At 72.6% G+C, this 26,008-nt stretch carries 17 protein-coding genes; 8 read left to right on the forward strand and 9 right to left on the reverse strand.

Annotated elements, in window-relative coordinates; all coding sequences use genetic code 11:
• Both E2E34_RS11840 and E2E34_RS11845 read right to left on the reverse strand, forming a co-directional pair.
• Window positions 1–2,113, reverse strand: a 2,113-nt coding sequence (locus E2E34_RS11840) for a type I polyketide synthase (protein ID WP_439333678.1), incomplete at its 3' end; no start/stop codon positions are given.
• A gap of 34 nt (window positions 2,114–2,147) precedes the next feature.
• Window positions 2,148–10,562: a type I polyketide synthase gene (locus E2E34_RS11845; RefSeq protein WP_138901858.1), complete on the reverse strand. Its 8,415-nt coding sequence runs from the start codon at window positions 10,560–10,562 to the stop codon at window positions 2,148–2,150.
• 274 nt (window positions 10,563–10,836) lie between these two features.
• Here E2E34_RS11845 and E2E34_RS11850 point away from each other — a divergent pair, with 274 nt between their 5' ends.
• Window positions 10,837–11,670, forward strand: a complete 834-nt coding sequence (locus tag E2E34_RS11850; RefSeq protein WP_138901859.1) for a hypothetical protein — start codon at window positions 10,837–10,839, stop codon at window positions 11,668–11,670.
• Between the two features lie 49 nt (window positions 11,671–11,719).
• On the forward strand, window positions 11,720–12,766 hold the full coding sequence (locus E2E34_RS11855; RefSeq protein ID WP_138901860.1) for a 3-dehydroquinate synthase family protein: 1,047 nt from the start codon (window positions 11,720–11,722) through the stop codon (window positions 12,764–12,766).
• 99 nt (window positions 12,767–12,865) lie between these two features.
• On the opposite strand, the gene E2E34_RS11860 is transcribed toward E2E34_RS11855, so the two are convergent.
• From E2E34_RS11860 to E2E34_RS11870, 3 genes are read right to left on the reverse strand one after another with little or no spacing between them, the layout of a single operon-like run.
• Window positions 12,866–13,585 carry an HAD-IA family hydrolase gene (locus E2E34_RS11860; protein WP_138901861.1) on the reverse strand — a complete coding sequence of 240 codons (720 nt, stop codon included), beginning with the start codon at window positions 13,583–13,585 and terminating at the stop codon, window positions 12,866–12,868.
• Entirely contained in the window at window positions 13,578–14,753 is a 1,176-nt protein-coding gene (locus E2E34_RS11865) for a Gfo/Idh/MocA family protein (RefSeq protein WP_425573443.1), read from the reverse strand. The genes E2E34_RS11860 and E2E34_RS11865 overlap by 8 nt, the downstream gene beginning before the upstream one ends.
• Complete coding sequence (locus E2E34_RS11870; RefSeq protein ID WP_138901862.1) at window positions 14,750–15,919, reverse strand: DegT/DnrJ/EryC1/StrS family aminotransferase; 1,170 nt, start codon at window positions 15,917–15,919, stop codon at window positions 14,750–14,752. The genes E2E34_RS11865 and E2E34_RS11870 overlap by 4 nt, the downstream gene beginning before the upstream one ends.
• Window positions 15,920–16,235: 316 nt before the next feature.
• On the opposite strand from E2E34_RS11870, the gene E2E34_RS11875 reads away from it, so the two are divergent.
• The 3 genes from E2E34_RS11875 to E2E34_RS11885 are packed head-to-tail and all read left to right on the forward strand — an operon-like array spanning window position 16,236 to window position 17,829.
• Complete coding sequence (locus tag E2E34_RS11875; RefSeq protein ID WP_138894132.1) at window positions 16,236–16,679, forward strand: type II 3-dehydroquinate dehydratase; 444 nt, start codon at window positions 16,236–16,238, stop codon at window positions 16,677–16,679.
• Window positions 16,676–17,431 carry a thioesterase II family protein gene (locus tag E2E34_RS11880; RefSeq protein WP_138901863.1) on the forward strand — a complete coding sequence of 252 codons (756 nt, stop codon included), beginning with the start codon at window positions 16,676–16,678 and terminating at the stop codon, window positions 17,429–17,431. The genes E2E34_RS11875 and E2E34_RS11880 overlap by 4 nt, the downstream gene beginning before the upstream one ends.
• A 14-nt stretch (window positions 17,432–17,445) precedes the next feature.
• Window positions 17,446–17,829: a winged helix-turn-helix transcriptional regulator gene (locus E2E34_RS11885; protein ID WP_138894130.1), complete on the forward strand. Its 384-nt coding sequence runs from the start codon at window positions 17,446–17,448 to the stop codon at window positions 17,827–17,829.
• Here E2E34_RS11885 and E2E34_RS35405 read toward each other — a convergent pair.
• Window positions 17,805–17,975 (reverse strand): hypothetical protein, encoded by a 171-nt coding sequence (locus E2E34_RS35405; RefSeq protein ID WP_167518272.1) that lies wholly within the window; start codon window positions 17,973–17,975, stop codon window positions 17,805–17,807. The two genes, E2E34_RS11885 and E2E34_RS35405, sit on opposite strands and share 25 nt — an antisense overlap.
• A 102-nt stretch (window positions 17,976–18,077) precedes the next feature.
• Between E2E34_RS35405 and E2E34_RS11890 the strand changes: the two genes are divergently transcribed.
• On the forward strand, window positions 18,078–18,980 hold the full coding sequence (locus E2E34_RS11890) for an ROK family protein (protein ID WP_138901864.1): 903 nt from the start codon (window positions 18,078–18,080) through the stop codon (window positions 18,978–18,980).
• Window positions 18,981–19,010: 30 nt separating this feature from the next.
• Here E2E34_RS11890 and E2E34_RS11895 read toward each other — a convergent pair whose 3' ends face one another.
• Entirely contained in the window at window positions 19,011–19,898 is an 888-nt protein-coding gene (locus E2E34_RS11895; RefSeq protein ID WP_138901865.1) for an AfsR/SARP family transcriptional regulator, read from the reverse strand.
• 412 nt (window positions 19,899–20,310) lie between these two features.
• Between E2E34_RS11895 and E2E34_RS11900 the strand changes: the two genes are divergently transcribed.
• Window positions 20,311–23,142: a helix-turn-helix transcriptional regulator gene (locus E2E34_RS11900; RefSeq protein ID WP_138901866.1), complete on the forward strand. Its 2,832-nt coding sequence runs from the start codon at window positions 20,311–20,313 to the stop codon at window positions 23,140–23,142.
• 48 nt (window positions 23,143–23,190) lie between these two features.
• Here E2E34_RS11900 and E2E34_RS11905 read toward each other — a convergent pair whose 3' ends face one another.
• Together E2E34_RS11905 and E2E34_RS11910 are read right to left on the reverse strand one after the other, a co-directional pair.
• Window positions 23,191–24,165, reverse strand: a complete 975-nt coding sequence (locus tag E2E34_RS11905) for an NAD-dependent epimerase/dehydratase family protein (RefSeq protein WP_138901867.1) — start codon at window positions 24,163–24,165, stop codon at window positions 23,191–23,193.
• Window positions 24,155–25,099, reverse strand: coding sequence for a ScbA/BarX family gamma-butyrolactone biosynthesis protein (locus E2E34_RS11910; protein ID WP_138901868.1), 945 nt, complete (start codon window positions 25,097–25,099; stop codon window positions 24,155–24,157). The genes E2E34_RS11905 and E2E34_RS11910 overlap by 11 nt, the downstream gene beginning before the upstream one ends.
• A 205-nt stretch (window positions 25,100–25,304) precedes the next feature.
• Between E2E34_RS11910 and E2E34_RS11915 the strand changes: the two genes are divergently transcribed.
• On the forward strand, window positions 25,305–25,955 hold the full coding sequence (locus E2E34_RS11915) for a ScbR family autoregulator-binding transcription factor (RefSeq protein ID WP_138901869.1): 651 nt from the start codon (window positions 25,305–25,307) through the stop codon (window positions 25,953–25,955).
• The last annotated feature ends 53 nt before the right edge of the window (window positions 25,956–26,008 follow it).

The raw sequence follows: 26,008 nt of genomic DNA on the forward strand, positions 1-26,008 counted from the left end.
GGGGGAGGGGGAGGGACATCATGCCGCCGTGTCCGGCGAGGTGGGCGCCGATGGCTTGGCTGCGGAGGGTGACGATGCGGGCGGCGTCGTCGAGGGTGAGGGCGCCGGAGATGTGGGCTGCGGCGATTTCGCCCTGGGAGTGGCCGATGACGGCGTCGGGGGTGACGCCGTGGTGCTGCCAGAGACGGGCGAGCGACACCATGATGGCGAAGCTGGCGGGCTGGACGACGTCGACGCGGTCAAAGCCGGGTGCGTCTTCCGTTTGTCGGATGACGTCGAGGAGTGACCAGTCGACGTACGCGGACAGGGCCTGGGCGCACTCGTCCATCGCGGCGGCGAAGACGGGGGAGGTGTCGAGGAGCTGGGCTCCCATGCCGGCCCATTGGTGTCCCTGGCCGGGGAAGACGAACGCGGTCTTCCCGTCCACGTCCGCCGTGCCCGTCACCAGCTCCGCGGCGGACTCGCCCGCCGCCAACGCCTTCAGCCCGGCGGTCAGCTCCTCCCGGTCGGCGCCGACGACCACCGCGCGCCGGTCCAGTTGGGCCCGGTCGAAGGCGAGCGCCTGGCCGACCGCCACGGAGCCGAGGTGCTCGGTGCGGGTGAGGAGGCGATCGGCCTGGGCGTGCAGGGCGTTCCTGGTCTTCGCGGAGACCAGCCACGGCACGGCACCCGGCGCCGCGGCCTCGGCCGCTTCCTCCTGCGGGGCGGCCGCGTCCGGTGCCTGTTCGATGATGACGTGGGCGTTGGTGCCGCTGACGCCGAAGGAGGAGACGGCGGCCCGGCGGGGGCGGCCCACCTCGGGCCACGGGCGGGCCTCGGTGAGCAGCTCGACGGCGCCCTCGGTCCAGTCGACCTTCGTCGACGGCTCGTCGACGTGCAGGGTCTTCGGCAGCACCCCGTGCCGTATCGCCTCGACCATCTTGATGATGCCGGCGACCCCGGCGGCCGACTGCGCGTGCCCGATGTTGGACTTCAACGAGCCGAGCCACAGCGGCTGTTCGGTGTCCCGCCCCTTGCCGTAGGTGGCGATGAGTGCCTGGGCCTCGATGGGGTCGCCGAGTGTGGTGCCGGTGCCGTGGGCTTCGACGGTGTCGATGTCGGCGGGGGTGAGGCCGGCGTTGTCGAGTGCGGCGCGGATGACGCGTTGCTGGGAGGGGCCGTTGGGTGCGGTGAGGCCGTTGGAGGCGCCGTCCTGGTTGACGGCCGTACCGCGTACGACCGCCAGGACCGGGTGGCCGAGACGCTGGGCGTCGGACAGCCGCTCGACCAGCAGTACGCCGACGCCTTCCGCCCACCCCGTGCCGTCGGCCGCGTCCGCGAACGCCTTGCAGCGGCCGTCGGTGGAAAGGCCTCGCTGCCGCGAGAACTCCACGAAGACACCCGGGGTGCCCATGACGGCTGCGCCGCCCGCGAGCGCCATGTCTGTTTCACCGTTGCGCAGCGACTGCACCGCGAGATGCAGAGCCACGAGCGAGGACGAACAAGCCGTGTCGACGGTGATCGCGGGCCCTTCGAGACCGAGCGTGTACGACACCCGGCCCGAGGCCACGCTGCCGGAGTTGCCAGTACCCAGGAAGCCCTCCAAGCCCTTGGGGGAGAACTCCAGCCCCGGCGCGTAGTCGTGGTACATGACGCCCGAGTACACGCCGACCCGGCTGCCCTGGAGTGCGGTGGGGTCCAGACCGGCCCGCTCGAACGCCTCCCACGACGTCTCCAGCAGCAGCCGCTGCTGCGGGTCCATGGCCAGCGCCTCGCGCGGCGAGATGCCGAAGAACCCCGCGTCGAACTCGCCCGCGTCATGGAGGAAACCGCCCTCGCTGACATACGACGTGCCCGAGCGCTCCGGGTCCGGATCGAAGAGCCGCTCCAGGTCCCAGCCCCGGCTCTCCGGGAAGCCGGACACCGCGTCCGTACCCTCGTCGACCAGGCGCCACAGGTCCTCGGGCGCGGCCACCCCGCCGGGCAGCCGGCAGGCCATGCCCACGATGGCGACCGGCTCACGCGCGGCGTCCGCGATGCGCTGGTTCTCCTGCTTGAGACGTTCGTTCTCCATGAGCGAGGCGCGCAGCGCCTCGACCAGCCGCTCGCTGGGCGTTCCCATCGTTTCCTCCACAGTCAGCAGTCCGTAGGTGTCGCTCGGTCGGTGATCAGTTGCCGATGGCGCCCAGGGCGCGGGCCACGAGGTCGTCGGCGTCCATGGCGGCGATACGGCCGAGCTCCTCGGCGGTGGCCGCCTCGGCCTCGGCCGTCGACCGCACCGGGGCTCCGGTGACGGCGGTGACGTCCTCGGCCGCGTCCTCGGGGACCAGCTCGGACTGGAGGTGCCGGGCGAGGGCTGCCGGAGTCGGGTAGTCGAAGATCAGCGTGGCGGGCAGCCGGATGCCGGTCGCCGTGGCCAGCCGGTTGCGCAGCTCGACCGCCGTGAGGGAGTCGAAGCCCACGTCCTTGAAGGGCTGAGCGGACCGGATCGGCACATCGCCGAGCACGGTCGAGGCGTGACCGCGTACGAGATCGAGGAGCCGGCGCTGACGGTCGGCCTCGGGAAGCGCCGCGATCTGGTCGGCCAGGGACTCGGGGGCGTCGGCCGCGGTGTGGGCGGCCTTGCGGGGCAGGCGCACCAGGCCCCGCAGGATCACCGGGAGCCGGCCGTCGACCGCGGCGGCTCGAAGAGCCGGGAAGTTCATCTTGCTGGTCACCAGCGCCGCTTCGGACGACCGCAGACCGGCGTCGAGGAGTGCCATGCCCTCCTCCGCGGTGAGCGCCGCAGCGCCCTGACGGCTCATCCGGCTCTGGTCACCGCTGTCCAGGTGCCCGGTCATGCCGCTCGCGTCGGCCCACAGCCCCCAGGCGAGGGAGGTGGCGGGGGTGCCCTGGGTGCGCAGGTGGTGGGCGTAGGCGTCGAGTGCGGCGTTCGCGGCGGCGTAGTTGGCCTGTCCGGGGTTACCGAGGGCGCCGGCGGCGGAGGAGAAGAGGAGGAACGCGGCCAGGTCGTGGTGCTTCGTGGCCTCGTGCAGGACCTGGGCGGCGTCGTTCTTGGCGCGGTAGGCCGTGTCGAGGTGCCGGGGAGTCTGGGCGGTGATGGTGGCGTCGTCGAGGACACCGGCGGTGTGGACGACGGCGGTCAGGGGGTGCGCGGGATCGACGGTGTTGAGCAGTGCGGTGACCTGATCGGCGTCGGTGGCGTCGACGGCGCTGATGGTGACGTGGGCGCCCAGCGCGGTGAGTTCCCGGTGGAGGTCCTGGGCCCCCGGGGTGGCCGGTCCGCGTCGGCTGATGAGGTGGAGGTGGGTGATGTGGTGGTGGGTGATGAGGTGGTGGGCGGTGAGGCCGCCGAGGGTGCCGGTGCCACCGGTGATGAGGACGGTGCCGTTGGGGTCGAGGGGTTTGTCGGCGGTGGTGATGGTGGTGCGGGCGAGTCGGGGGACGGTGATGTGGCCCTCGCACAGGGCGAGTTGGGGTTCGCCGGTGGCGAGTGCGGTGTGCAGCAGGTCCCGGGACTGGTCGTCGGTGTCGGTGTCGACGAGGACGATGCGGTCGGGGTGTTCGTTCTGTGCGGTGCGGATCAGGCCCCGGACGGCGGCCTGTGCCGGGTTGGTGGTGGCGTCGCGGGTGAGGACGACCAGCCGGGTGTCGTCGGGGTCGGTGGCCAGTAGCTTCTGAACGGTGCTCAGCACGTCGCCGGTCAGTGTGCGGATGTCCTCGTCGGTACGGCCGGTGAGGTCCAGGACCGGCCAGTCGGCTCCGGCGGTGGTGTCCGGTACGGCGACCGGCTGCCACTCCACCCGGAAGACCGAGTCCTTCAACGGGTCGTCCCCGGCGGCCAGCTGAGAGGGGTCCACGGCCCGGAAGGTGAGGCCGTCGACCGTGGCCACCGGCGCGCCCGCCGTGTCGGCCGCCTCCACGGTCACCGTGTCGGCCCCCTGCGGTGCGATACGGACCCGCAGGCGGGCCGCGCCCGTGGCGTGCAGGGCCACCCCGTTCCAGGCGAACGGCAGCAGCGTCCGGCCGTCGGCGCCCTGGGGCCCGGAGCCGAAGGCGGCGGTGTGCAGGGCCGCGTCGAGAAGCGCGGGGTGCAGCCCGAACGCGGCGGCCTCCCCGGCCGCGTCGTCCGGAAGGGCGACCTCGGCGAACAGTTCCTCGCCACGGCGCCACACCTTGCGCAGCCCCTGGAACACAGGGCCGTACTCGTAGCCGGCCGCGTAACGCAGGTCGTAGAAGTCGTCGACGGACAGCGCCTCGGCGCCCTGCGGCGGCCAGACCTCGAAGTCGTACGAACCGTCCGGCCCCGCTGCGGAAGTCGCCGTACTCGCGGTGAATCCGGTGGCGTGGCGCACCCAGGACTCGGAGTCCTCGGCCCGCGCGTGGACGGTCACGGGACGGCGGCCGAAGCTGTCGAGTCCGCCGATGGCCACCTGGATGCGTACGGCACCCGACGCGGGCAGGGTCAGCGGGGCCTCGATGACCAGCTCGTCGAGGAGCCCGGTGCCGGCCTGGTCGCCCGCGCGGACCGCGAGCTCGACGAGCGCGGCGCCGGGCACCAGCACCGTGCCGGACACGGCATGGTCGGCAAGCCACGGGTGGGACTTCAGGGACAGCCGGCCGGTGGCCAGTACGCCGCCGGAGTCGGGCAGCTCGACCAGAGCGCCGAGCAGCGGATGCTCGGCCGGATCGATGCCCGCGCCGCTGACGTCACCCGTCTTCCCGGCCCGCTCCAGCCAGTAGCGGGTGCGTTGGAAGGGGTAGGTGGGGAGTTCGACGCGGGTGGGCCGGGTGTCGCCGTATGCCGGTCGCCAGTCGATGGGTATGCCGCGTGTGTGGAGGGTGGCGAGGGAGGTGAGGAAGCGGGTGGTGGTGTCTTCGCCTCGGCGGAGGGTGCCGGTGGTGAGGGAGGGGGTGTCGGCGTGGGTGTCGAGGATGTCCTGGACGGCCATGGAGACGACGGGGTGGGCGCTGATTTCGACGAAGGTGCGGAAGTCTTCGGCGACGAGCGTTTCGATGGATTCGCCGAAGCGGACTTGGTGGCGGAGGTTGTCGTACCAGTAGGTGCCGCCCATGGTCGTGGTGTCGAGCCATTCGGCCCGCAGGGTGGAGAAGAGCGGGATGGCGGCCTGCTGGGGGCGGATCTCATGCAGCACCAGGGCGAGTTCGTCTTCGATGCGTTCGACGTGGCTGGTGTGGGAGGCGTAGTCGACGGGGATTTTGCGGGCTCGGATGCCGTCGGTTTCGCATTGGGTGTGGAGGGTGTCGAGTGCGTCGGCGTCGCCGGCGACGACGGTGGAGGTGGGTCCGTTGACGGCGGCGATTTCGATGCGGCCGTTGTAGGGGGCGATACGCTCCTGCGCTGTTTCCAGGGGGAGGGGGAGGGACATCATGCCGCCGTGTCCGGCGAGGTGGGCGCCGATGGCTTGGCTGCGGAGGGTGACGATGCGGGCGGCGTCGTCGAGGGTGAGGGCGCCGGAGATGTGGGCTGCGGCGATCTCGCCCTGGGAGTGGCCGATGACGGCGTCGGGGGTGACGCCGTGGTGTTGCCAGAGACGGGCGAGCGACACCATGATGGCGAAGCTGGCGGGCTGGACCACGTCGACGCGGTCAAAGCCAGGTGCGTCTTCTTCCTGTCGGATGACGTCGAGGAGTGACCAGTCGACGTACGCGGACAGGGCCTGGGCGCACTCGTCCATCGCGGCGGCGAACACCGGCGACGATTCCAGCAGCTGGGCTCCCATGCCGGCCCATTGGTGTCCCTGGCCGGGGAAGACGAACGCGGTCTTCCCGTCCACGTCCGCCGTGCCCGTCACCAGCTCCGCGGCGGACTCGCCCGCCGCCAGCGCCTTCAGCCCGGACAGTCCGGCCGAGGCGTCGGTCACCCGGGCCAGCACCACGGCCCGCTCGTCGAGCGGCGCGCGGGTGAACGCCAGCGCGTGCCCGAGGGCGACCGGGTCGGCCTCCTCGGCGACAGCCCGTACCTGCTCCGCCTGGGCGCGCAGCGCGTCCGGCGTCTTCGCGGAGACCGGCCACGGCACGACGGCCGGCGCGGCATCCGACGCGACGGCCTCCTCGCCGGCGGCCGCGTCCGGTGCCTGCTCGATGATGACGTGGGCGTTGGTGCCGCTGACGCCGAAGGAGGACACGGCGGCCCGGCGCGGGCGGCCCAGCTCGGGCCACGGGCGGGCCTCCGTCAGCAGCTCCACAGCGCCCTCGGTCCAGTCGACCTTCGTCGACGGCCGGTCCACGTGCAGGGTCTTCGGCAGCACCCCGTGCCGTATCGCCTCGACCATCTTGATGACCCCGGCGACCCCGGCGGCCGACTGCGCGTGCCCGATGTTGGACTTCAAGGACCCCAGCCACAAAGGCTGTTGTCCGTCCCGCTCCCTTCCGTACGTCGCGAGGAGTGCCTGCGCCTCGATCGGATCGCCCAGCATCGTGCCGGTGCCGTGGCCCTCGACCGCGTCCACGTCGGGGGACTGGAGGTGGGCGTTGGCCAGCGCCTGTCGGATGACGCGCTGCTGCGAGGGTCCGCTCGGCGCGGTGAGGCCGTTGGAGGCGCCGTCCTGGTTGACGGCGGAGCCGCGTACGACCGCCAGGACCGGGTGGCCGAGACGCTGGGCGTCGGACAGCCGCTCGACCAGCAGTACGCCGACGCCTTCCGCCCAGCCGGTGCCGTCGGCCGCGTCGGCGTACGCCTTGCAGCGGCCGTCGGCGGCGAGGGCACGCTGGCGGGAGAACTCCACGAACGAGGTGGGCCGCGCCATCAGCGCCACACCGCCCGCGAGCGCCATCGTGCATTCGCCGTTGCGCAGCGACTGCGCGGCCAGGTGGAGGGCGACCAGTGAGGAGGAGCAGGCGGTGTCGACGGTGAGCGCGGGGCCTTCGAGGCCGAAGGTGTACGAGACCCGGCCCGAGGCGACGCTGCCCGCCGTGCCGGTGCCCCGGTAGCCCTCCGACTCGGCCGGCGCGGCGACCACCTGGGACCCGTAGTCGTGGTACATCACGCCGGAGAACACACCCACCGACTCGCCGCGCAGCCGCGCCGGGTCGATGCCGGCCCGCTCGAACGCCTCCCACGACGTTTCCAGGAGCAGCCGCTGCTGCGGGTCCATGGCGATGGCCTCGCGCGGCGAGATGCCGAAGAACTCGGCGTCGAACTCGGCCTGGTCGTAGAGGAACCCGCCCTCGCGGACGTACGAGGAGCCGGGCCTCGCGCCCTCGGGGTCGTACAGCTCCTCCAGGTTCCAGTCGCGGTCCTCGGGGAAGCCGGACACCGCGTCCGTCCCCTGGTCGACCAGGCGCCACAGGTCCGCGGGCGAGGCGACCCCGCCGGGCAGCCGGCAGGCCATGCCCACGATGGCGATCGGCTCGTCGGAGCCGGCCACCTCGGGCCGTACCTCCTCGATCGCGGTCTCGGCGCCGGTCAGCAGGGTGTGCAGCAGGCGGGCGACGGCCTGGGGGGTCGGGTGGTCGAAGGCGAGCGTGGCGGGCAGCTTGAGACCCGTGGTCTCCGTGAGGCGGTTGCGCAGGGTCACCGCGTGCAGTGACGTGAAGCCGAGGTCCTTGAAGGCGCGCTCGGGGCCGACCTGCCCGATGCCGCCGAGGTCGCGGACGCGGGCGGCCTCGGTGCGTACCGTCTCCAGAAGGATGCGCAGCTGCTCGGTCTCGGCCAGCGGGGCGAGCCGGTCGCGCAGGGCGGCGGCGACCTTGCTGTCGGCGGACGCGGGCGTGGCCGAGGTGTCGATGAGGCCGCTGAGCAGCGGCGACACGCCGCCGCTCGCGATCGCCGCCGTGTCCATGGCCATCGGCAGGCAGTGGGCGGGGCCCGAGAGCTGGGCGGCGTCGAACATGGCGAGCCCGTCGGCGGTGCTGAGGGTGCCGACGCCCGCGGTCGTCTCCCGGGCCCGGTCGATGGACGCCGTCGGTTCCCACGGGCCCCAGCCCAGGGAGAGCGCCGGAAGGTCGCGGTCGGCCCGGTGCTGGGCCAGGGCGTCGAGGAAGGCGGTGTACGCGGACCGGTCGCCCTCACCCGGCGCCCCGAGGAGGGTGTCGGCGGACGAGCACACGACGAACGCGGCCAGGTCGTGGCCCCGGGTCAGTTCGTGCAGGTGCAGCAGGGCGCCGACGGCCGACTCCAGGGCCCGGTCGGGGCGGTGGGTGAGCGCGGTCTGCCAGCCGTGCGCGTGCACGACGGCGGTCAGCGGCCGCTCGGCCCGCTCCAGTACGGCGGCGAGCGCGGTCCGGTCGGCCGGGTCGCAGGCGGCGGTGGTCACCTTGGCGCCCAGTGAGGCGAGTTCCCCGCGCAGCGCCACCAGGGCCTCGTCGTCGGCGTCGTACGAGCCGATCAGGAGCAGCCGCCGGGCCAGGTGTCCGGCGACGAGGTGGCGGGCGAGCGCGGCGCCCTGCGCGCTGTCGGCGCCGGTGACGACGACGGTGCCCTCGGGGTCGAGGCCGGGCCGGGCCTGCGGCTCGGTGCTGGCCGCGACGCGGGCGAGCCGGGGGAGCAGTGGTACGCCGGTGCGGATGGCGAACTGGGGCTCGCCGGAGGCGAGGGCCGCGGGCAGCGCCTCCAGGGACGCGGGGGCCTCGTCGAGGTCCACCAGGACGAGCCGCCCGGGGTGGTCCGCCTGGAGAGCGCGGAGCAGGCCCCAGACGGGGGCGTGCGCGATGTTGTGGAGCGTTTCGTGGGGGCCGGCGATGACGGCGCCCCGCGTGGCGACGGCGATGCGGGTGCCGTCGAGGCGTTCGTCGGCGAGCCAGCCGGCGAGCTGGTCGGACAGTTCGCGCACGGTACGGGCCACGGCGCCCGCGAAGTCGGCGGCGGCCGCGGCCTTGGGCACGTCGAGGCCGAGCACCACGGTCCCGGGGGCGGGCCGTCCCGGCCCGGTGGCCGCGAGCCGGGCGTCGAGCCCGGCGGCGAGCGCGGTCGCGTCGGGGCCGGAGACCGTCCACGGCTCGGGGGAGGCCCCGGCGGCGGGCAGGGTGAGCGGTACCCAGTCGAGGCGCAGCAGCGACTCGTAGTGGCTGCTGTTGGCGGCGCGCAGCCGCATGGGGCGGGAGAGCAGCCGGTGGCGGGTGATCTTGCCGGACTGGGTGCGGGGGATGCGGGCGGTCTCGTACAGCTCCTCGGGCACCTTGTAGTACGCGAGCCGCTCGCGGCAGGCGGCGTACAGGAGTTCCGTGTCGAGGTCCTCGGGGCCGGGCACCAGGAAGGCGACCGGCACCTCGCCGAGCACGTCGTGCGGCTTGCCGACCACGGCGACGTCGGCGACGCCGGGCACCGAGCGCAGTACTTCCTCGATCTCGCCGGGGTGGATGTTCTCACCGCCCCGGATGATGAGCTCCTTGAGGCGCCCGGTGATGGTGAACCAGCCGGCCTCGTCGCGGCGCGCCAGGTCGCCGGTGCGGTACCAGCCGTCCCGCAGCGCCTCCGCCGTGGCCTGCGGGTCGTTGTGGTAGCCGGCCATCACGTTGGGGCCGCTGACCCAGACCTCGCCCTCCTCGCCGGTGGCCACGTCGGCGCCGGTCTGCGGGTCCACCAGGCGTACGTTGACGCCCGGCACCGGCAGTCCGCACGAGCCCTCGACGCGGGCGCCGTTCGGCCAGGTCATGGTGATGGAACCGCAGGTCTCCGTGGAGCCGTACGCGTCGAGCAGCGGGGCGCCGTACGCCTTCTCGAAGGCGGTGTGCAGGGCGGCGGTGGTGACCGCGCCGCCGACCAGGCACACGCGCAGCCGCGGCGCGGTGAAGCCCTTGCGGGCCGCGGCCTGCACCAGCTGGTGGTAGAGGGTCGGTACGCCGGCGAGGAACGTCGAGTCCTCCTCGCGCACCGCGGCGAGCACGTCGTCCGCCGCGAACCCGTCGACGAGCCGCACGGACGCGCCGACGGCGGTGACCGCGACGACGCACACGATGTGCGACAGGCTGTGGAAGAGGGGCAGCGGCCACAGGACGCGGTCGTCCGCCGACAGCTCGGGGATCGGCACGTAGCTGGCGGCCACCGACCACAGGGCGTTGCGCTGGGTCGAGAGCACGCCCTTGGGCTTGCCCGTGGTGCCGGACGTGTAGAGCATCCACGCGACCTCGTCGAGGCCGAGGTCGTCCCGCGCGGGGGCGGGCGGCTCGGTGGTGGCGAGGGTCTCGAAGGAGAGGGTGCCGGCGGGCCGTTCGGCGCCGGTGACGACGATCCGTACCGACCGGTCCGCGCCGAGCACCCGGCGTACCTGGTCCAGGTGGGCGGCGTCGGTGATCACGACGCGGGCGCCGCTGTCGGTGAGCAGATGGGTCAGCTCGGCGTCCGTGGAGCGCGGATTGAGCGGTACGCCGATCGCCGCCGCCCGCAGGACGGCGAGGTAACTCTCCACCGTCTCCACGCAGTTGCCGAGGAGGAACGCGGCCCGGTCGCCCGGCTGCAGCCGCAGGGCCGCCAGGTGCCCGGCGATCCGCCCGGTACGGTCGGCCAGCTGCGCGTAGCTGACGGCGCGGCGGGCATCGCGGTAGGCGATCTTGTTCCCGAAGCGGTTCGCGTGCGCGGTGAGCAACTCCGGCAACGGTCGGATCAGCTCGGTTCGCAGCATGTTCCCCACACCCCTCGATAACACGGCAACAATGAAATACGTCTCTTGGAATCTTTGTCCTGACACTGATCTACAGGACAACATTCTCGTTGTTGCCGACCTGCCCGTAACCCCAGTCGACCCCCCTAATAGGGCCCTGACTTCGGGTGTGGAGAAGGTAGGGTGCGCCGCCCAATAGTGGGAATTATCGGCCGGGCCTAGCATTCAATCGCGCCCGCGTCGTCAGAGCAATAGTCCGGGCATCCCCGCTGGTGACGAACTGAGGTAACCCGATATGACGCACCGTTGGATCCACGCCCGCGTGTCCGCCCCCCACGGGACGGGCAGCGGTGGCATCACCCGCCCCGAACCGCCGGAAAGCCTGCTTGAGCTGGTACGCGACATGCGTGCCGCCGACGGGCGCAGCCGGTGGTTCCTCCACTGGACCGAGCTGGGCAAGAACCCCGAGATCGGTCTGTGGGCCAGTTCCACTCAGCCGGTTCTCCGCGAGGTCGAATCCCGATTGCTCAAGGAAGTCTCCCCGTACGGAAAAGCGCCGGTCGTCGAGGAATTGCGGGAACCCGTACCGCACCACCCGCTGGCCTGCGACATCGAATTCCACGACGATGTCGCCATGGCGTCCAGTGAACTCGCACTCGCCGTCGCGCGGGAACCGGTCGCGCCGTACGACGCCCAGCTGATCTTCACCATCTGGCATCTGCGGCACGTCGTGGCGCTGATACCGGAAGCGGCCAGAAAGGGGTTCCTCTTCCAGTGCTGGCAGCACTGGACGGAGGGGCTCACGCCCGCGCAGCGCACCGAGCTCAGAGACCGCGGTGGCCCGGCGGCCGGCGCCCTCGCCGAGGGGCTGCCCGCCATGAGCGGCGAGACGGCCCGGCGCTGGGACGACTACCTGCGCACCCTGCGCCGCACGGCCAACTCCTGGGCTGCCGAGGGCGCGCCGGTCAACTACCTGCTCTTCGACCACGCGCACCTGACCCACCGGAGGCTTCGTATCCCCGCGGTCACCGAGGCACTGGCCGCCCGTACCGTCCGCGCGGTCCTCGGCGCCTCCGGAGCGGACACCCAGCCGATCGCGGTGCCCGCGGCAGGACTCCAGACCGCGTGACCGCCACCGCCCGCCCGACCCGCGCACACAACCCTGGAAGGAGCCCCCGATGAGCCAACTGCTCGCACCCGACCACCGGGTGGAAGTGGGCCTCGGCGACCGCGCGTACACCGTGCACATCGGCGCCGGCGTCCGCGCCCGGCTGCGCGACATCGTCCGGGAGACCGGTGCGCGGCGCGCCGTCGTCGTCTCGGCGCGCCCCGCCGGCATGCTGCCGGAGCTCGACGTGGACACCCTGTGGCTGGAGGCCCAGGACGGCGAGACGAACAAGACCCTCGCCACCGTCGCCGAACTGTGCAGCCACTTCGCCGAGTTCGGCCTCCACCACGGTGACGTGGTGATCTCCTGCGGCGGCGGCACCACCACCGACGCCGTGGGCCTCGCCGCCGCGCTCTACCACCGGGGCACCGCGGTCGTGCACCTGCCGACGACCCTCCTCGCCCAGGTGGACGCCAGTATCGGCGGCAAGACCGGGGTGAACCTGCCCGAGGGCAAGAACCTCGTCGGGGCGTACTGGCAGCCCCGCGCGGTCCTCTGCGACACCGACTTCCTCGGCACCCTGCCCGAGCGGGAGTGGACCAACGGGTACGGCGAGCTGGCCCGCTGCCACTTCATCGGCGCCGAGGGGCTCCACGACCTGCCGCTCGCCGACCGGATCGCGGCGAGCGTCCGGCTGAAGGCGTCCATCGTGGCCCTGGACGAACGGGACCAGGGCGTACGCCACCTGCTCAACTACGGCCACACCCTGGGCCACGCCCTGGAACGCGCCACCGGCTACCGGCTGCGGCACGGCGAGGCCGTGGCGATCGGCACGGTCTTCGCCGGCCGGCTCGCGGGCGCCCTCGGCCGGATCGACGCCGCGCGGGTGGAGGAGCACCGCTCGGTCGTGGCCCGCTACGGGCTGCCGGTCGGCCTGCCCCCGGGCGTCGGCCACGGCGAGCTGGTGCGGTACATGCGGCGGGACAAGAAGGCCGACGGCGCCCTCGCCTTCGTCCTGGACGGCCCCGCCGGCGCCGCGCTCGTACGCGACGTACCGGAAGAGGTGGTGCTGCGGACCCTGGCGGCGATGCCGGTCGAGGACCGGCCGTACGACTGACCCGCGCCGGCCGCCCCGCACGGCGGCCGGCACCACGAAACGGCCCGGACGCGGCATCGTCCGGGCCGTTTCGCTGTGGGGGAGGAAGCGGTGGAGCGATTACGACGCCACGCCACTGGCGACCGTCTGCCCGGCCGCCGCGCAGAACGACACCACTTCCGCGGGGCGGTTCAGGATGGCGACGGGACCGGCCGCGAGCAGCGCCTCCTCGTCGACCCCGGCCCACAGCGCGGCCACGGCGGCCACGCCCGCGCCGTGGGCGCTCTGGAGGTCCGTCACCGCGTCCCCGATCATCACCGTCTCCTCGGGACGCGCGCCGAGTACGGACACGGCCAGACGCACCATGTCGGGGGCCGGCTTGGGGTGCGCCACTTCGTCGGACCCGATGATCGTCTCGAACATGTCGGCCAGGCCCAGCTGCGCGAGGAGCGCCCTGGCCCGGTCACCCGCCTTGCCGGTGGCGACCGCGAGCGGGATCCCGCGCCCGCGCAGCTCGCGCAGCATCTCGGGCACCCCGTCGAAGACCGGAACCTGGGAGGCGAGCCGGTAGCTCTCGCGGACGAACGGCGCCTCCATCTCCAGTGGCAGCCCCATGATCTTCATGATGTCCGGGAAGTACCGGCCGAGATGCCGGTTGTACTCGCCGAACGGCGCCTCGCCGGCACCGACGACCTCCCGGTACGCGACGCTGAAGGCCTCGCGCATCACCTCGTAGCTGTCGACGAGCACCCCGTCGAGATCGAAGACGACCGCCCGGAAGCCGGTCCCGGGTATCGGGACCGGATAGGCGGGATCCTTACCTTCGCGGGTGTCAGGCATGGTGATCCTCCGTGTTCAGTAGGGTCGAGTAGGGCACCGGGCGGGCCGCTCTTGTGGAGCGCGCTCCGATCCGCGCCCTGCGGGCCGAGCGGTAGATGCGCTCGATCACCGCGATCGTGCGGCGGACCTCGTCGACGGTCCGCCCCTGTGACGCCGGGTCCGCCAGCAGCCCCGGCAGCTCGTCGAGCTGCTGGAGGTACTCGGCCCCGATCTCCTCCTCGGGCAGCGGCACCTCGGTCTCGACGCCGTCCCGCACCCGGACCAGCGACGAGCCCTTGCGCCGGTTGGGGCTGAACCCGAAAGTGCAGGTCAAGGTGGCGCTGCCGGCACTGCCGTCGACCCGGATGCGGGTCACGTCGTACGGCTCGTGCGAGGCCCAGCTGGCCCGTATGGCCACGGACACGCCGTCCTCGGTCACCAGGAAGCCGCGCGCCGTGTCCTCGACGTCCCCGTCGGAACCGGCGTCCTTCGGGGCGTCCTCGCGCCACGCCGCCTGCGAGGAACGGTCGTTGACGAAGTCGTCCGAGACCGTTCCCACCGCCTGGTCGAACCCCACCGGCCCCAGGATCGGGCCGACCGTGTCGAGCAGGTGCCAGCCCAGGTCGACCAGCGCCCCGCCGCCCGCGAACTGCCGCTGCGTGAACCAGCCGCCGGCGTCCGGCACGCCCCGGGCCCGAACCCACGACAGCTCCACGTGCCGCAGCTCCCCCAGGTCCTGCCGTACGACCCGGCGCAACGCCGTCACATCGGCGCGGTAGCGGGCCGCGCTGCCCGCCAGCAGCACCGTGCCGCCGGCCCGCTCGGCGGCGGCGAGCTGCTCCGCCTCCGCCGAGTTGAGGCACACCGGCTTCTCCAGGAAGACGGGGATGCCCATCCGCAGCAGCCGGCACGCGACCGTGCTGTGCAGATGGTTGGGCACCGCCACGACGGCCAGGTCGGTGCCGGCGCGGCTCAGTTCGGCCACGTCGTCCAGCAGCCGCGTACCCGCTCGGTCCTGGGGGATCTCGGCCCGGGCGGCCGGGTTCGGATCCACCACGGAGGCCACGGCGAACGCGGGGTGCTGGCGCAGCCGGGGAAGCCAGATGGACTTGGCCGCCCACCCGAGGCCCACCACGCTGGTGCGGACCGGAGGGCCGTCCGGTCCCCGCACGCCCACCGGGGTGCTCACGTCCGTGCGACCACGTCGGCGACGACCTCGGCGACGGCGTGCATCTGCTCCTCCGTGCCCAGCAGGGTGCGGTGGTGCAGCCAGACGCAGTCGGCGTTGATGGCCTCGGTGTTGGGGCACCGGGCGGCCACCTCGTCGACGGTCTCGTCGGGCGCCGCGTTCTCCCAGAAGCCGTCCGAGCGGTAGATCGCGCGGAACGCGACGAAGGCCGGCACGCCCCGCGCCACGAGCTCGTCGACCAGCGCGTTGCGCCGCTCCTCGCTGTAGCCCGGCAGCCGGAACATCTGCATGTAGTGCGGGTTGGCGGTGACCCGCTCGTCGCGGCCCTGCGGGACCACACCGGGGATCTCGGCGAGCAGCCCGGCGAGCAGCGGCGCACGCCGCTCGCGCAGCGCGATCTGCTCGTCGAGCCGGCCCAGCTGGGCGCGGAGCACGGCGGCGGAGAACTCGTTGAGCCGGAAGTTCGACCCCGAGGTCTCGTGGAAGTACTTCTTGTCGGTGCGCGACCGGCCGCAGCTGTGCCGCAGGAACGCCTCCTGGTACGTCGCCTCGTCCGGGAACGTGACGGCGCCGCCCTCGCCGGCCGTCATCAGCTTGCCGTTCTGGAAGCTGAACGCGGCCACCGAACCCAGCTCGCCGACCTTGCGGCCGTCCCACTCCGCGCCGTGGGCGTGCGCCGCGTCCTGGATCAGCGGCACACCGGTGTCGGCGGACAGCTTGCCCAGGGCGTCCATGTCGGCGAAGTGGCCCGCCATGTGGACCGGCATGATGGCGGCGGTGCGCGCCGTGACGGCCCGGGCCGCGGCCTCGGGGTCCAGGCAGTACGTGTCCGGGTCGACGTCCACCGGCACGGCGACGGCGCCGAGGCGCTGGGCGGCCTGGGACGAGGAGATGAACGTGAAGGCCGGGACGATGACCTCGGTGCCGTGGCCCACGCCCAGCACCTGGAGGGCCAGTTCCAGCGCGTGCGTCCCGTTCGTCACGGCGAGCGTATAGGGAGAGCCGTGGCGCTCGCCGAACTCGCGCTCGAACGAGTCGACCTCGCTGCCTCCCATGCGCCACCACTGGCCCTGTTCGAGGGCCCGGACGAGACCGGCGCGTTCCTCGTCTCCGTACCGCGGCCACTGCGGAAGGTCCGCGAGCAGTTGCTGCGCACGATCATTCATGACGATCCATTCTCTTGGGGATGAATGCGGCCCGGAGAGAGTCTGGAAATGTGCCGAGAGGGCCCGGTACTGTTCCGGCGGGTCGCTCGGCCAAAGGCGCATTCTCATCCGGGAAATATCACGCTAGCGCGTCGGCCACATCTGTTCCCATCCCCTACGGGCCCCACTATCACCCCCCTTACTTCGGGGTGCGGGGGCCTTCAATTACCCCCGCGTATTGCATTGCTGCTACAACGTTCAGGGGGAAACCCTGAAGTCTGCCAAGTTCGCCAGGTTCGCCAAGTCCGCGAATCCTGAACCGAGTGCGAGGTGAGTCATGAGCGCGATACTCCTGCTGAACGGTCCCAACCTCGGAATCCTCGGGCAACGTGAGCCCGAGGTGTACGGCACCGACAGCCTGGCCGACATAGCGCAGGCCGTGCGCGAGGAGGTCGCCGGACCCGACTGGAAGGTCGTGTCGATCCAGCATGACTCCGAGGGCGACCTGGTCCGCGCGGTCCACGACAACTACGACACCGTCGGCGCCATCGTGAACCCCGGCGCGCTGATGGTCGCCGGCTGGAGCCTGCGCGACGCGCTGGCCAACTACCCGCGGCCCTGGGTCGAGGTGCACCTGTCGAACGTGTGGGCCCGCGAACAGTGGCGCCACGAGTCCGTCCTCGCCCCGCTGGCCTCCGGCGTCGTCGTCGGCCTCGGCGCGCTCGGCTACCGGCTCGGCGCCCGCGCCCTCCTCGCCCTCGCCGCGCGGGAGTCGGCGTGAACACCACGGTCACCTGCTCCCAGCAGTGGATACGGCGCTACCACCCCAAGCCGGAGCGCCGGATGACCCTGGTCGCACTGCCGCACGCCGGCGGCTCGGCCAGCTACTTCCACCCCCTGTCCGCCGCGCTCGGTCCCCACATCGAGACACTCGCGGTGCAGTATCCGGGCCGCCACGACCGCAGGCACGAGCCGCCGGTGGAGGACATCGCCACCCTCGCCGACCGGGTGACGGACGCCCTCATGCCCTGGGCCGGCCCGGTCGCCCTGTTCGGCCACAGCATGGGCGCGACCGTCGCGTACGAGGTCGCGCGGCGGCTGGAGGCCGGCGGCGCGCCGCCGGCCGTCCTGATCGTCTCCGCGCGCCGGGCTCCGTCCGCCGTCCGGGACGACCGGTTCCACGAACTCGACGACGACGCGCTGCTCGCGGAGATGCGGGTGCTCGGCGGCAGCGAGGACGCGATCCTCCTGGACGAGGAACTGGTCCGGCTGACCCTGCCCGTCCTGCGCAGCGACTTCAAAGCCGTCGCGGGCTACCGGGACACCGGCGGCAAGCCGCTGACGTGCCCCATCTCCGCGCTGGTCGGCGACAGCGACCCGCGCGTCACGGTCGACGAGATGCACACCTGGGCGCGGCACACCGAAGGGGCGTTCTCCCTGCGCGTCTTCGGCGGCGGCCACTTCTACCTCGCCGACCACCAGAAGGCCCTGACCGGCCTCTTCCAGACGACCCTTGAACGCCTTATGCACTGAAAGGCAGTCGGCTCATGTCCCTGCGAGACGCGGCCCCCCTCACGCGGCTGGTACGAGATGAAGCGGCCCCGCTCGAGGAGATCCTCGACCGGGTGAGCGGTAAGTGGACGATGCGGATCCTGTCCGCCGTGCGCGGACCGAGGCGCTTCACCGAACTGGAGCGCTCGCTGGACGGGATCAGCAGACGCATGCTCACCCTGACCCTGCGCAACCTGGAGCGGGACGGCCTGGTCGTCCGCACGGTGTACCCGACGGTCCCGCCGAAGGTCGAGTACGTACTCAGCCCCATGGGCTGCGAACTCCTGGACTCGCTGGCTCCGCTCACGGCGTGGGCGGAGCACAACCTGGCATCCCTCGAAGCGGCCCGCAGCGCCTATCGCGTCCGCGTCGCCGCCTGAACGCGCCGGTTGCCGAGGAATATCCGCAACACTTCGCCGATCGGTTCCGGGAACGCGTTCCGCTCCTCGAAATCCTCGTCACGGGATTCCGGGGAAAGCTCCGCGGGCAGCGAGCCATCGGCAGTACTGACGTCTGTCGACTGCATGTGATCCACCTTCGGCAGGCGAAATATTTGAATTCGAATGTAAGAGCCGCGCAATCCGGTCAAGAACCCCCTAGCCACCCCTTTGTCCCGCCGGGAGACCACGTGAGTTATCTGGGAATCGATGTGGGCGGTACCAAGGTGGCACTGCGCCTCGAACCGGCCGGCGCCGAGGGCGCGGGAGAGAAGCGGGAGACCGTCTTCCGCTGGCCGGACGCCGGCGGAGTGGACGCGGACATGGAGGTCCTCGCCGCCGCCGTGGCCGCCCTGCGCCCGGCCGGGGCGGGGCCGGTGGCGGCGGTCGGCGTGGCGGTGCCCGCGACGCTGGACACCGAGGGGCGCGTACGGGGGTGGCCGAACCGGCCGTTCTGGCAGGGCCTCGACCTGCGCCGCCGGCTGACGGCCCTGCTCCCGGGGGCCGAGGTGCGCACCGCCGACGACGGCGACCTCGCCGCGCTCGCCGAGGCGGACGCGGCGCACTGCCGCGACCTGGTCCACTTCGGCGTCGGTACGGGCATCGGCGGCGGCATCGTCCTCGACGGCAGGATCTGCCCCGGCACCGCGCGCGGCTCCTGCGAGGTCGGCCATCTGATCGTGGACCGGGCGGGGGAGCGGTGCGACTGCGGGCGGCGCGGCTGCGTCCAGTCCGTCGCCTCGGGACGCGCCGTCCTGCGGCGCGCGGGTGAACGCCTCGGCCGTACGGTCGACTTCGCCGAACTGCGCACCGCCTGGCTGGCCGCCGAGCCGTGGGCGGTCGGCACGGTGAATGACAGCGCCGAGGCGCTCGCCGCGGCGGCCGTGGGCCTGACCGAGCTGGTGCACCCCCGCCTCGTCACCGTGGGCGGCGGCTTCGCCGCCGGACTGCCCGGCTACGTGGAGGCGGTGGCCCGCCATGCCGGGGAACTGGCCAGAGCGGCGGGGCCCGAGACCCGGGTACGCCCGGCGGCGCTCGGCGGGCTGTCCTCACTGGACGGGGCGGTGCTCCTGGCCAGGGGCGAGCCCCGCTGAGCAGCCGGGGCGGCCGCCGGGCGGCGGCTGTCAGGCGTAGCCGCGCCGGTACGCCGGCCGGGCCCGCCCGCCCGGCGCGGCCAGGGTGCCGAGCCGGCTGCACCGGTGCGCCGCCGAGGGCCGTGCGACCGTACGGGTCCAGCGCGGTCCCGGGTCGGGGGCCAGCGCCGGGTCCTGGTTGAGGATGGCGAGTTCGAGCTCCCGCAGTTCCCGGCCCGGGTCGAGGCCGAAGTCGTCGAGCAGGGTGCCTCGGGTGCGCTGGTAGGCGGCGAGCGCGTCGTGCTGGCGACCGCACCGGTACAGGGCCAGCATGAGCAGTCCGCAGATCCGCTCGCCCGCGGGCTCGGCCGCGGCCATCTCCTGGAGCTCACCGAGGACTTCGTGGTGCCTGTTCTGGTTCAGTGCCTCCCGGGTGCAGTCCTCGAAGACCGCGAGGCGCACTCCGGCGATGGCCGTGAGCTCGGGCCAGGCGATGCCGGCCTCCGTCAGGTCGCTGAGCGCGGGACCGCGCCACAGGCCGAGCGCCGCGCGCAACTGGGCGAGCCCCGCCTCCTTGTGCCCGGCCCGCAGCTCGGCCCCGCCCTGCTCCACGAGGCGCCGGAACCGGCCCAGGTCGAAGTTCTCGGGCTCGATGGTGAGCCGGTAGCCGGGCGGGCTGGTGCTGAGGGAGACGGCCCCCGTGGGGCGGGCGTGGCGCTCGATCACCTTCCGCAGGCCCGAGACGGCGTTCTGCACCATTTTCCGCGAGGTCGCCGGCGGATCGTATCCCCACAGGGCGTGGATCAGTTTACTGGTCGGTACTACTTCATTCGCATGCAGCAGGAGAAAAGCCGCAGTTGCCCGCTGATTGAAGCCCCCCAAATTGACGGGGGTGTCATTCGAGAATGCATTCAAGGGGCCGAGCAATTCGAATCGCACGCTGGCTCACTCCAGCCGAAGTTGAGGTTCGGACGCTTCCGCCGTACCACCCCACCCAGTAAACAAACCCAGCGACCGGTTTGTCAATCTCATGGACGCGCGGATCGTGCGGACTTGGAGTCGATGAGAAGTCGCAGGTCAGAGCGGTGAGTTGTGGATCTTCCGAACGTGAGGCGACGCGGTGACGTCCTTCAAGATCGCCTGGAAGCGTCCGACGACCCCTCGCCGGCACCCGACGGCACCCCCGCGCGACCCGATGGGCGGTCAGTTGCCGCGCAGTTGACGCGGGAAAACCCGGGACCCCTGAGGGGTTGCTAGCTTCCGAAGTGCCGCCACATGCCGAGGGCCAAGGGAAACCGGCTCGTGCAGCGGCTTTCGGATCCTTTGGACCTGTCAAAACGGGAGGTGGCCAGTGGAACTGGTCGAACGCGCCGAGCAGGCAATGCATCTGAAACAGATGCTCATGGAATGCGAATCCAGGAAAGGCAAGGTGGTACTGCTCGACGGCCCGTCGGGCAGTGGCAAGACCGAGCTGCTGCACCGGGTCGCCGAGCACGCGTCCCGCACCGGCGGCCTCGTCCTGCGCGCCGCCTGCTCCCGCGCCGAACACGCCCTCCCGTTCGGGGTGCTGGGACAGCTGCTGCGCAGCGCCCCGGTCCCGGACGAGTCGGCCGGCGCACTCGAAGAGCTGCTGCACAGGGCGGCGGCCACCCAGGACACCGGGGCCGGGACCGACACCGACGCGCACCGCCCGCCGGCCGGCGGGTCCGCCACCGTCATCGGTCCCGAACTCGCCGGGGTGCTCGCCGACCTCACCCGGGCCGTACTGCGACTCGCCCAGGACGCACCGGTGTTCCTCGCCGTCGACGACGTCCGGCACGCCGACCGCCTGTCCCTCGACTGCCTGCTCTACCTCGCCCGCAGGACCGGCTCCGCACGCGTCATGGCCGTCCTGACGGACGACTCGGAACTCCCCGACGGCCGGCCCATGTTCCGTACCGAACTGCTGGACCAGCCGCACGCGCACCGGATGGCGCTGACACCGCTGACCGAAGCGGGCGTGGCCGGCTTCCTCGCCGCCCACCTCGACCGGCCGAGCGCGGAGCGCCTCGCCCCCGAATTCCACACGCTGGCCGGCGGCAACCTGCTGCTCCTGAGCGCGCTCCTCGACGACCACCGGGCCACCGGCGGCGTCCGCCGCGAGGGGTACGGGCGCGCGGTCCTGCGCCAGACCAGCCGAGTCGACCCGCCGGTGGCGGCCGCCGCCCGCGCCCTCGCGGTCCTCGGCACGTCCGCCCGGCCCGACCGGATCGCCCGGCTCGCCGGCATCGACGCGGCCCGCGCCGAGTCGGCCCTGCGCGTCCTCGCGGCGGCCGGACTCGTCAACGACCTCACGTTCCGCCACGACGTCGCCCGGCAGAGCATCCTCGACGACCTTCCCGCCGGCGACCGGGCGACCCTGCGGATCAAGGCCGCAGAGCTCCTGTACGAACAGGGCTGCCCCGCACCGCAGACCGCCGGCCTGCTCGTCGAGGCGGACCGCCCGGCAGGCGCCTGGAGCGTGGACGTCCTCCTGGAGGCGGCCGAGCAGGAGCTCATCGCCGGCCGTTCGCACCGCGCCGCCGCCGCGCTCGAAGCCGCCCTGCGGGCCCGGCCCGAGCCGGCGGCCGAACGCGCCGCGATCGAGGCCCGGCTGGTCCAGGTACGGCGGCTCTCCGACCCCGCGACGGCCGAGACCCACCTGGCCGCGCTCGTCACCGCCGCCCACCGGGGCGACCTGACCCCCGCCCACACCGTCGACCTCGTACGCCAACTGCTGTGGCAGGGGCGCACCACCGAGGCCGGTGAGCTCCTGGAGCGGCTGCGCGCCGCCGAACTCGAACCGCACGGCGAGGTCGCGGCCCTGCTGCACGACACCGAGCAGTGGCTGGCCTGGACCCACCCGACACTGGCGCGCCGGGGCCGCAAGCCGCGCGGGCCGCAGCCCACCGCCGATGTCGCCGCGCAGCCCACCGATCCCTGGTGCCGGCCCACCGCGCTGCTCGCCGACGCCCTGGTCAACGGCCGCAGCCACGAGGCCGTGCAGCGGGCGGAGCAGGTGCTCAAGGACCGCGGGCCCAGCTACGACATCACCTGGCCCGAGGAGCCGGCCCTGCTGGCGCTGAGCGTGCTGCTGAACGCGGACCGCCCCGACGCGGGGGCCTGGTGCGACCGGCTGCTGACCGAGGGCCACACCCCGTACTCGCCGACCTGGATGGGTCTGCTGTCGTCGGCCCGCGCCGAGGCGGCCGTCCGCCAGGGCGATCTGTCCCGGGCCGTCGACCACGCCCAGCTCGCCCTCAGCCACGTGTCGCCCAACGCGTGGGGCGTCGCCCTCGGCGCTCCGCTGAGCGCCCTGGTCCTCGCCACCACCCGGATGGGGCGCTACGACGAGGCCGAGTCGTATCTGATCCGTGCCGTCCCGAAGGCCATGTTCGAGACCCGCTACGGGCTGCACTACCTGCACGCGCGCGGGCAGTTCCACCTGGCCACCGGCCACGACCACGCCGCGCTCGCCGACTTCCTCGCCTGCGGCGAGCGGATGCGCGCCTGGGGCATCGACGTCCCGGGCATCGTGCCCTGGCGGACCAGCGCCGCCGAGGCGTGGCTGGAGCTCGGCAACCGCGAGCAGGCCGCGCGGCTCGCGTACGACCAGCTGGGCCGCCCGGGCAACAACGGCGCCCGCACCAGGGCGGCGGCGCTGCGGGTGCTGGCCGTGGGCGGGCCCGTCGGCCGGCGGCCGCAGATGCTGACCGAGGCGCTCGACCTGTTCGAGCAGTGCGGCGACCGGTACGAGCAGACCCGCGTACTGGCCGACCTCAGCGACGCGTACTCCGAACTCGGCGACAACCGCCGGGCCAGGACCCACGCCCGCCGGGCCCGCCACCTCGTCACCCTGTGCGGGGCCGCCCCGCTCAACGAGGCGCTGCTGTCCTTCGTCGACGAGAGCGACGAGCCGGCCGGATCGCACCCCGCGGCCACCGACAGCGCCTCGCTCACCGGATCGGAACGCCGGGTCGCGGCGCTGGCGGTGGGCGGTTACACCAACCGGGACATCGCCGCGAAGCTGTTCATCACGCCGAGCACGGTCGAGCAGCATCTGACCCGGATCTACCGGAAGCTGGGCGTCACCTGCCGCAAGGACCTGCCGATCGAGCTGACCACGAGCGGCGTGGAGGCGGTGGGCGCCTCCGGGGAGGCGTGAAAGGGCCGGGCGGTCCGCTCGGCGGACCGCCCGGCCTGGCGGCGGATGTCAGACGAGGTGCAGCCCCGCCACGTGCCTGCGGTACCACGGCAGTCCCGCGACGAGTCCCGCCGCGAAGCCCGGACCCGGCTCGATGCCGAGCCGGCGCCAGATGCGGCTGCTCTCGTACCAGTGGTCCTCGGTGAGCAGGGCGTGCTGGTGCGCGGAGAGTCCCGGCAGAACGCGCGCCGTCAGTTCCCGGTGCGCGGCGCGCGGCAGGTCGGACCCGGGGAGCGGCACGTCGAGCCCCCGGCACACCTGGGTCACCATCGCGCGCAGTGTCACCGGACGCGGGTGGTTGACGTGGTAGACGGTGCCCCGGTCGGCGGCCCAGTCGCTGCGGGAGAGCGCCGCGACGACACGGGCCAGGTCCCGCACCGCGACCAGGGAACTCCGGGAGCTGCCGCCCTCGGGCCACACTGGCACCTTGCGCAGCAGCCGGTACAGCAGCGGTACGAACCACTTGTCCCCGGGTCCGTGGACCAGATGCGGCCGCAGGACGACGCCTCCCCGGGTGAGCACCGTCTCCTCCGCCCTGAGCCGCGAGGCACTCGCGGCCGACACCGGAGCGGGCACCAGTTGCTCCTCGGTCACCCCGCGGTGGGGCCCGCCGCCGTAGACCGACGCGGTGGACACGTACAGCACGCGCGCGCCCGCCGCGTCCGCCTCGCGGGCCACGGCCCGCGTCCCGAGGTCGTTGACCGCGGCGCACAGCGCCGGGTCGCGCCCCACGTAGCTGGCCAGGTGGAGCACGGTGCCGACGCCTTCGCACACGCCCCGCAGTCCGTCCGGATCCGTCAGATCGGCGGGTATCCTCCGCGCACCCGCCGAAGTCATCCAGTCCGGTAGTGGACGCCGGGCGAGGACCCGCAGCTCGGGCATCGGCGCTCCGCCGGAGCCGGGTCTCAGCAACTCGCGCACCACGGCGCCGCCGATGAAGCCGGTGCCTCCGAGGACCAGGAGCGCGCCGGCCTCAGATCGCAAGGACCTTGACCCTGCAGGTCGCGACCGTGGCGCCGCCCTGGTCGAAGCGGACGGACACGGTACGCGGTCCCGCCATCTCGGCCGGTTCGGTGTTCGCGGTCACGAGGCAGGCGCTGTCGAACTCGACGTACTGGTCGAAGGTGGCGTCGCAGGCCACCGCGAGCCCCTCGGGCTCCTGGAGGACGGCGAGCGCGGCCTGGCGTGCGGCCTCCATCAGGACCATGCCGGGAACGTGGTCCACGGGGTGGTCGAAGAGGACGGGGTGGTTCTGGTCGGTGCGCAGCGTCCAGACGCGCTCGACGCCGGTCGCGCAGATCACCACGTCGGCGGTCCGGCGACGGCCGACGAGCTCCGGCGTGACGGCCTCCGGCAGCGCGCGCTGCGGGGAGCTCTGCGCCTTGTCGCCGCGGACCCTGCTGTAGACGGCCGGGGCCATGCAGGCCATGGTCACCGCGCCCGAGCCGATGACCCGGCCGTCCCGGCGGCTCTCGATCTGCGCCGAGTACGCGCTGACCGTCCTGCCGCGCCGCTTGATGTCGGAGCACCGGACGTCGAGCAGGACGTGGGCGGGGCGTCCGGTGAGCAGGGCGCCCTCGGCGGTCATGTCGTGCGCGACGGTGTGGGAGAGGAACTGATAGCCGATGGGCACGTCGTACGCCTGGTGGGAGATGAGCAGCAGCGCCTGGCGTATCGATTCCGCGAGGAGCATCGGATCGTGCCAGCGGTTCGCGACGGGCCCGTAGTAGCTGTGGCTGCGGGGCCACTGGGCCCCGACTCTGAAGTGGTCCGCGTCGATTCTCTGTATCCCGGTCACCAGGACCTCGGACACTGCGGCCCGGTGCACGAGCGTACGCGGAACAGTCTGGAGGAAGAGCTCGGGTGCTTCGACCGACGACGAGAGATCTGCCTGGTCGAGGAGTGTCGCAACGCGCATCAGGGGCCTCCTGAAGGTGAGTTGAGCAGGACGGAAGTCGAGCTGTGGCACGAGAGGCTTGGTGGAGCGAGGCAAAACAATACTAGCTAGTTGGTTTTTTACGAGAGGTGTGAGCAAAATTGGTGAGTGAGCGGTCGCGGTGCCTCACAAGGGGGGCGAGGAGGTGGGGCGCCGGCGGTCACCGCACAGGATCAGGAGGTTGTTCATGGCCAGGCAGGAACGGGCAGAGGTGACGCGGAGCGCCATCATCGACGGCGCGGCGCGGGCTTTCGACCACGGGGGTTTCTCCGGCACGAGCCTCAGCGACATCGTCAAGGAGGCCGGTGTCACGAAGGGTGCCCTGTACTTCCACTTCGCGTCGAAGGAAGACCTCGCCCAGGCCGTGATCGACGAGCAGTTCTCCATCTGGGACACGATGCGCGACATCGACCGGCCGGGCGTCCAGACGGTCATCGACCTGGTGCACGGTATGGCCCGTCAGTTGCAGGAAAGTGTCCGGGTGCGGGCCGGTATCCGGCTGGTCATCGAACAGAGCAACGTGCTGGGCGTGAGTGCCGAGCCGTACGCGAAGTGGATCGAACTCATCCGCAACTGCCTGGCGCAGGCGCAGGGACGCGGCGATGTCAGGCCGGAGGTCGACGTCGACCACGCCGCGAACCTGATCGTCGGCTGCTGGACGGGCCTCCAGCTGAGTTCCCAAGTGCTGTCCGGGCGGCGCGACTTGTCCGAACGTACGACGCAGATGTGGCAGATGCTGCTGCCCGGCCTCGTCCCGGTGCGCCGTCTGGGCCGCTTCGTGGTGACGGGGGGCGAGCAGCCCGCGCTGGAGGACCGCACCGTTCCGATGAGCGCGTAACCCCCGACCGGCGCGCCGAGGCCCCCACCCGCCGATCCGCGCGGGCAGGGGCC

Source organism: Streptomyces albidochromogenes, from assembly GCF_005981925.1.
Taxonomy (GTDB): Bacteria; Actinomycetota; Actinomycetes; order Streptomycetales; family Streptomycetaceae; genus Streptomyces; species Streptomyces albidochromogenes.

Bases quoted from the DNA above. Each gene is read 5' to 3' on its own strand.
- E2E34_RS11845 (WP_138901858.1), bottom strand. From the start codon at position 10,562: ATGCTGCGAACCGAGCTGATCCGACCGTTGCCGGAGTTGCTCACCGCG.
- E2E34_RS11850 (WP_138901859.1), top strand. From the start codon at position 10,837: ATGACGCACCGTTGGATCCACGCCCGCGTGTCCGCCCCCCACGGGACG.
- E2E34_RS11855 (WP_138901860.1), top strand. From the start codon at position 11,720: ATGAGCCAACTGCTCGCACCCGACCACCGGGTGGAAGTGGGCCTCGGC.
- E2E34_RS11860 (WP_138901861.1), bottom strand. From the start codon at position 13,585: ATGCCTGACACCCGCGAAGGTAAGGATCCCGCCTATCCGGTCCCGATA.
- E2E34_RS11870 (WP_138901862.1), bottom strand. From the start codon at position 15,919: ATGAATGATCGTGCGCAGCAACTGCTCGCGGACCTTCCGCAGTGGCCG.
- E2E34_RS11875 (WP_138894132.1), top strand. From the start codon at position 16,236: ATGAGCGCGATACTCCTGCTGAACGGTCCCAACCTCGGAATCCTCGGG.
- E2E34_RS11885 (WP_138894130.1), top strand. From the start codon at position 17,446: ATGTCCCTGCGAGACGCGGCCCCCCTCACGCGGCTGGTACGAGATGAA.
- E2E34_RS35405 (WP_167518272.1), bottom strand. From the start codon at position 17,975: ATGCAGTCGACAGACGTCAGTACTGCCGATGGCTCGCTGCCCGCGGAG.
- E2E34_RS11910 (WP_138901868.1), bottom strand. From the start codon at position 25,099: ATGCGCGTTGCGACACTCCTCGACCAGGCAGATCTCTCGTCGTCGGTC.
- E2E34_RS11915 (WP_138901869.1), top strand. From the start codon at position 25,305: ATGGCCAGGCAGGAACGGGCAGAGGTGACGCGGAGCGCCATCATCGAC.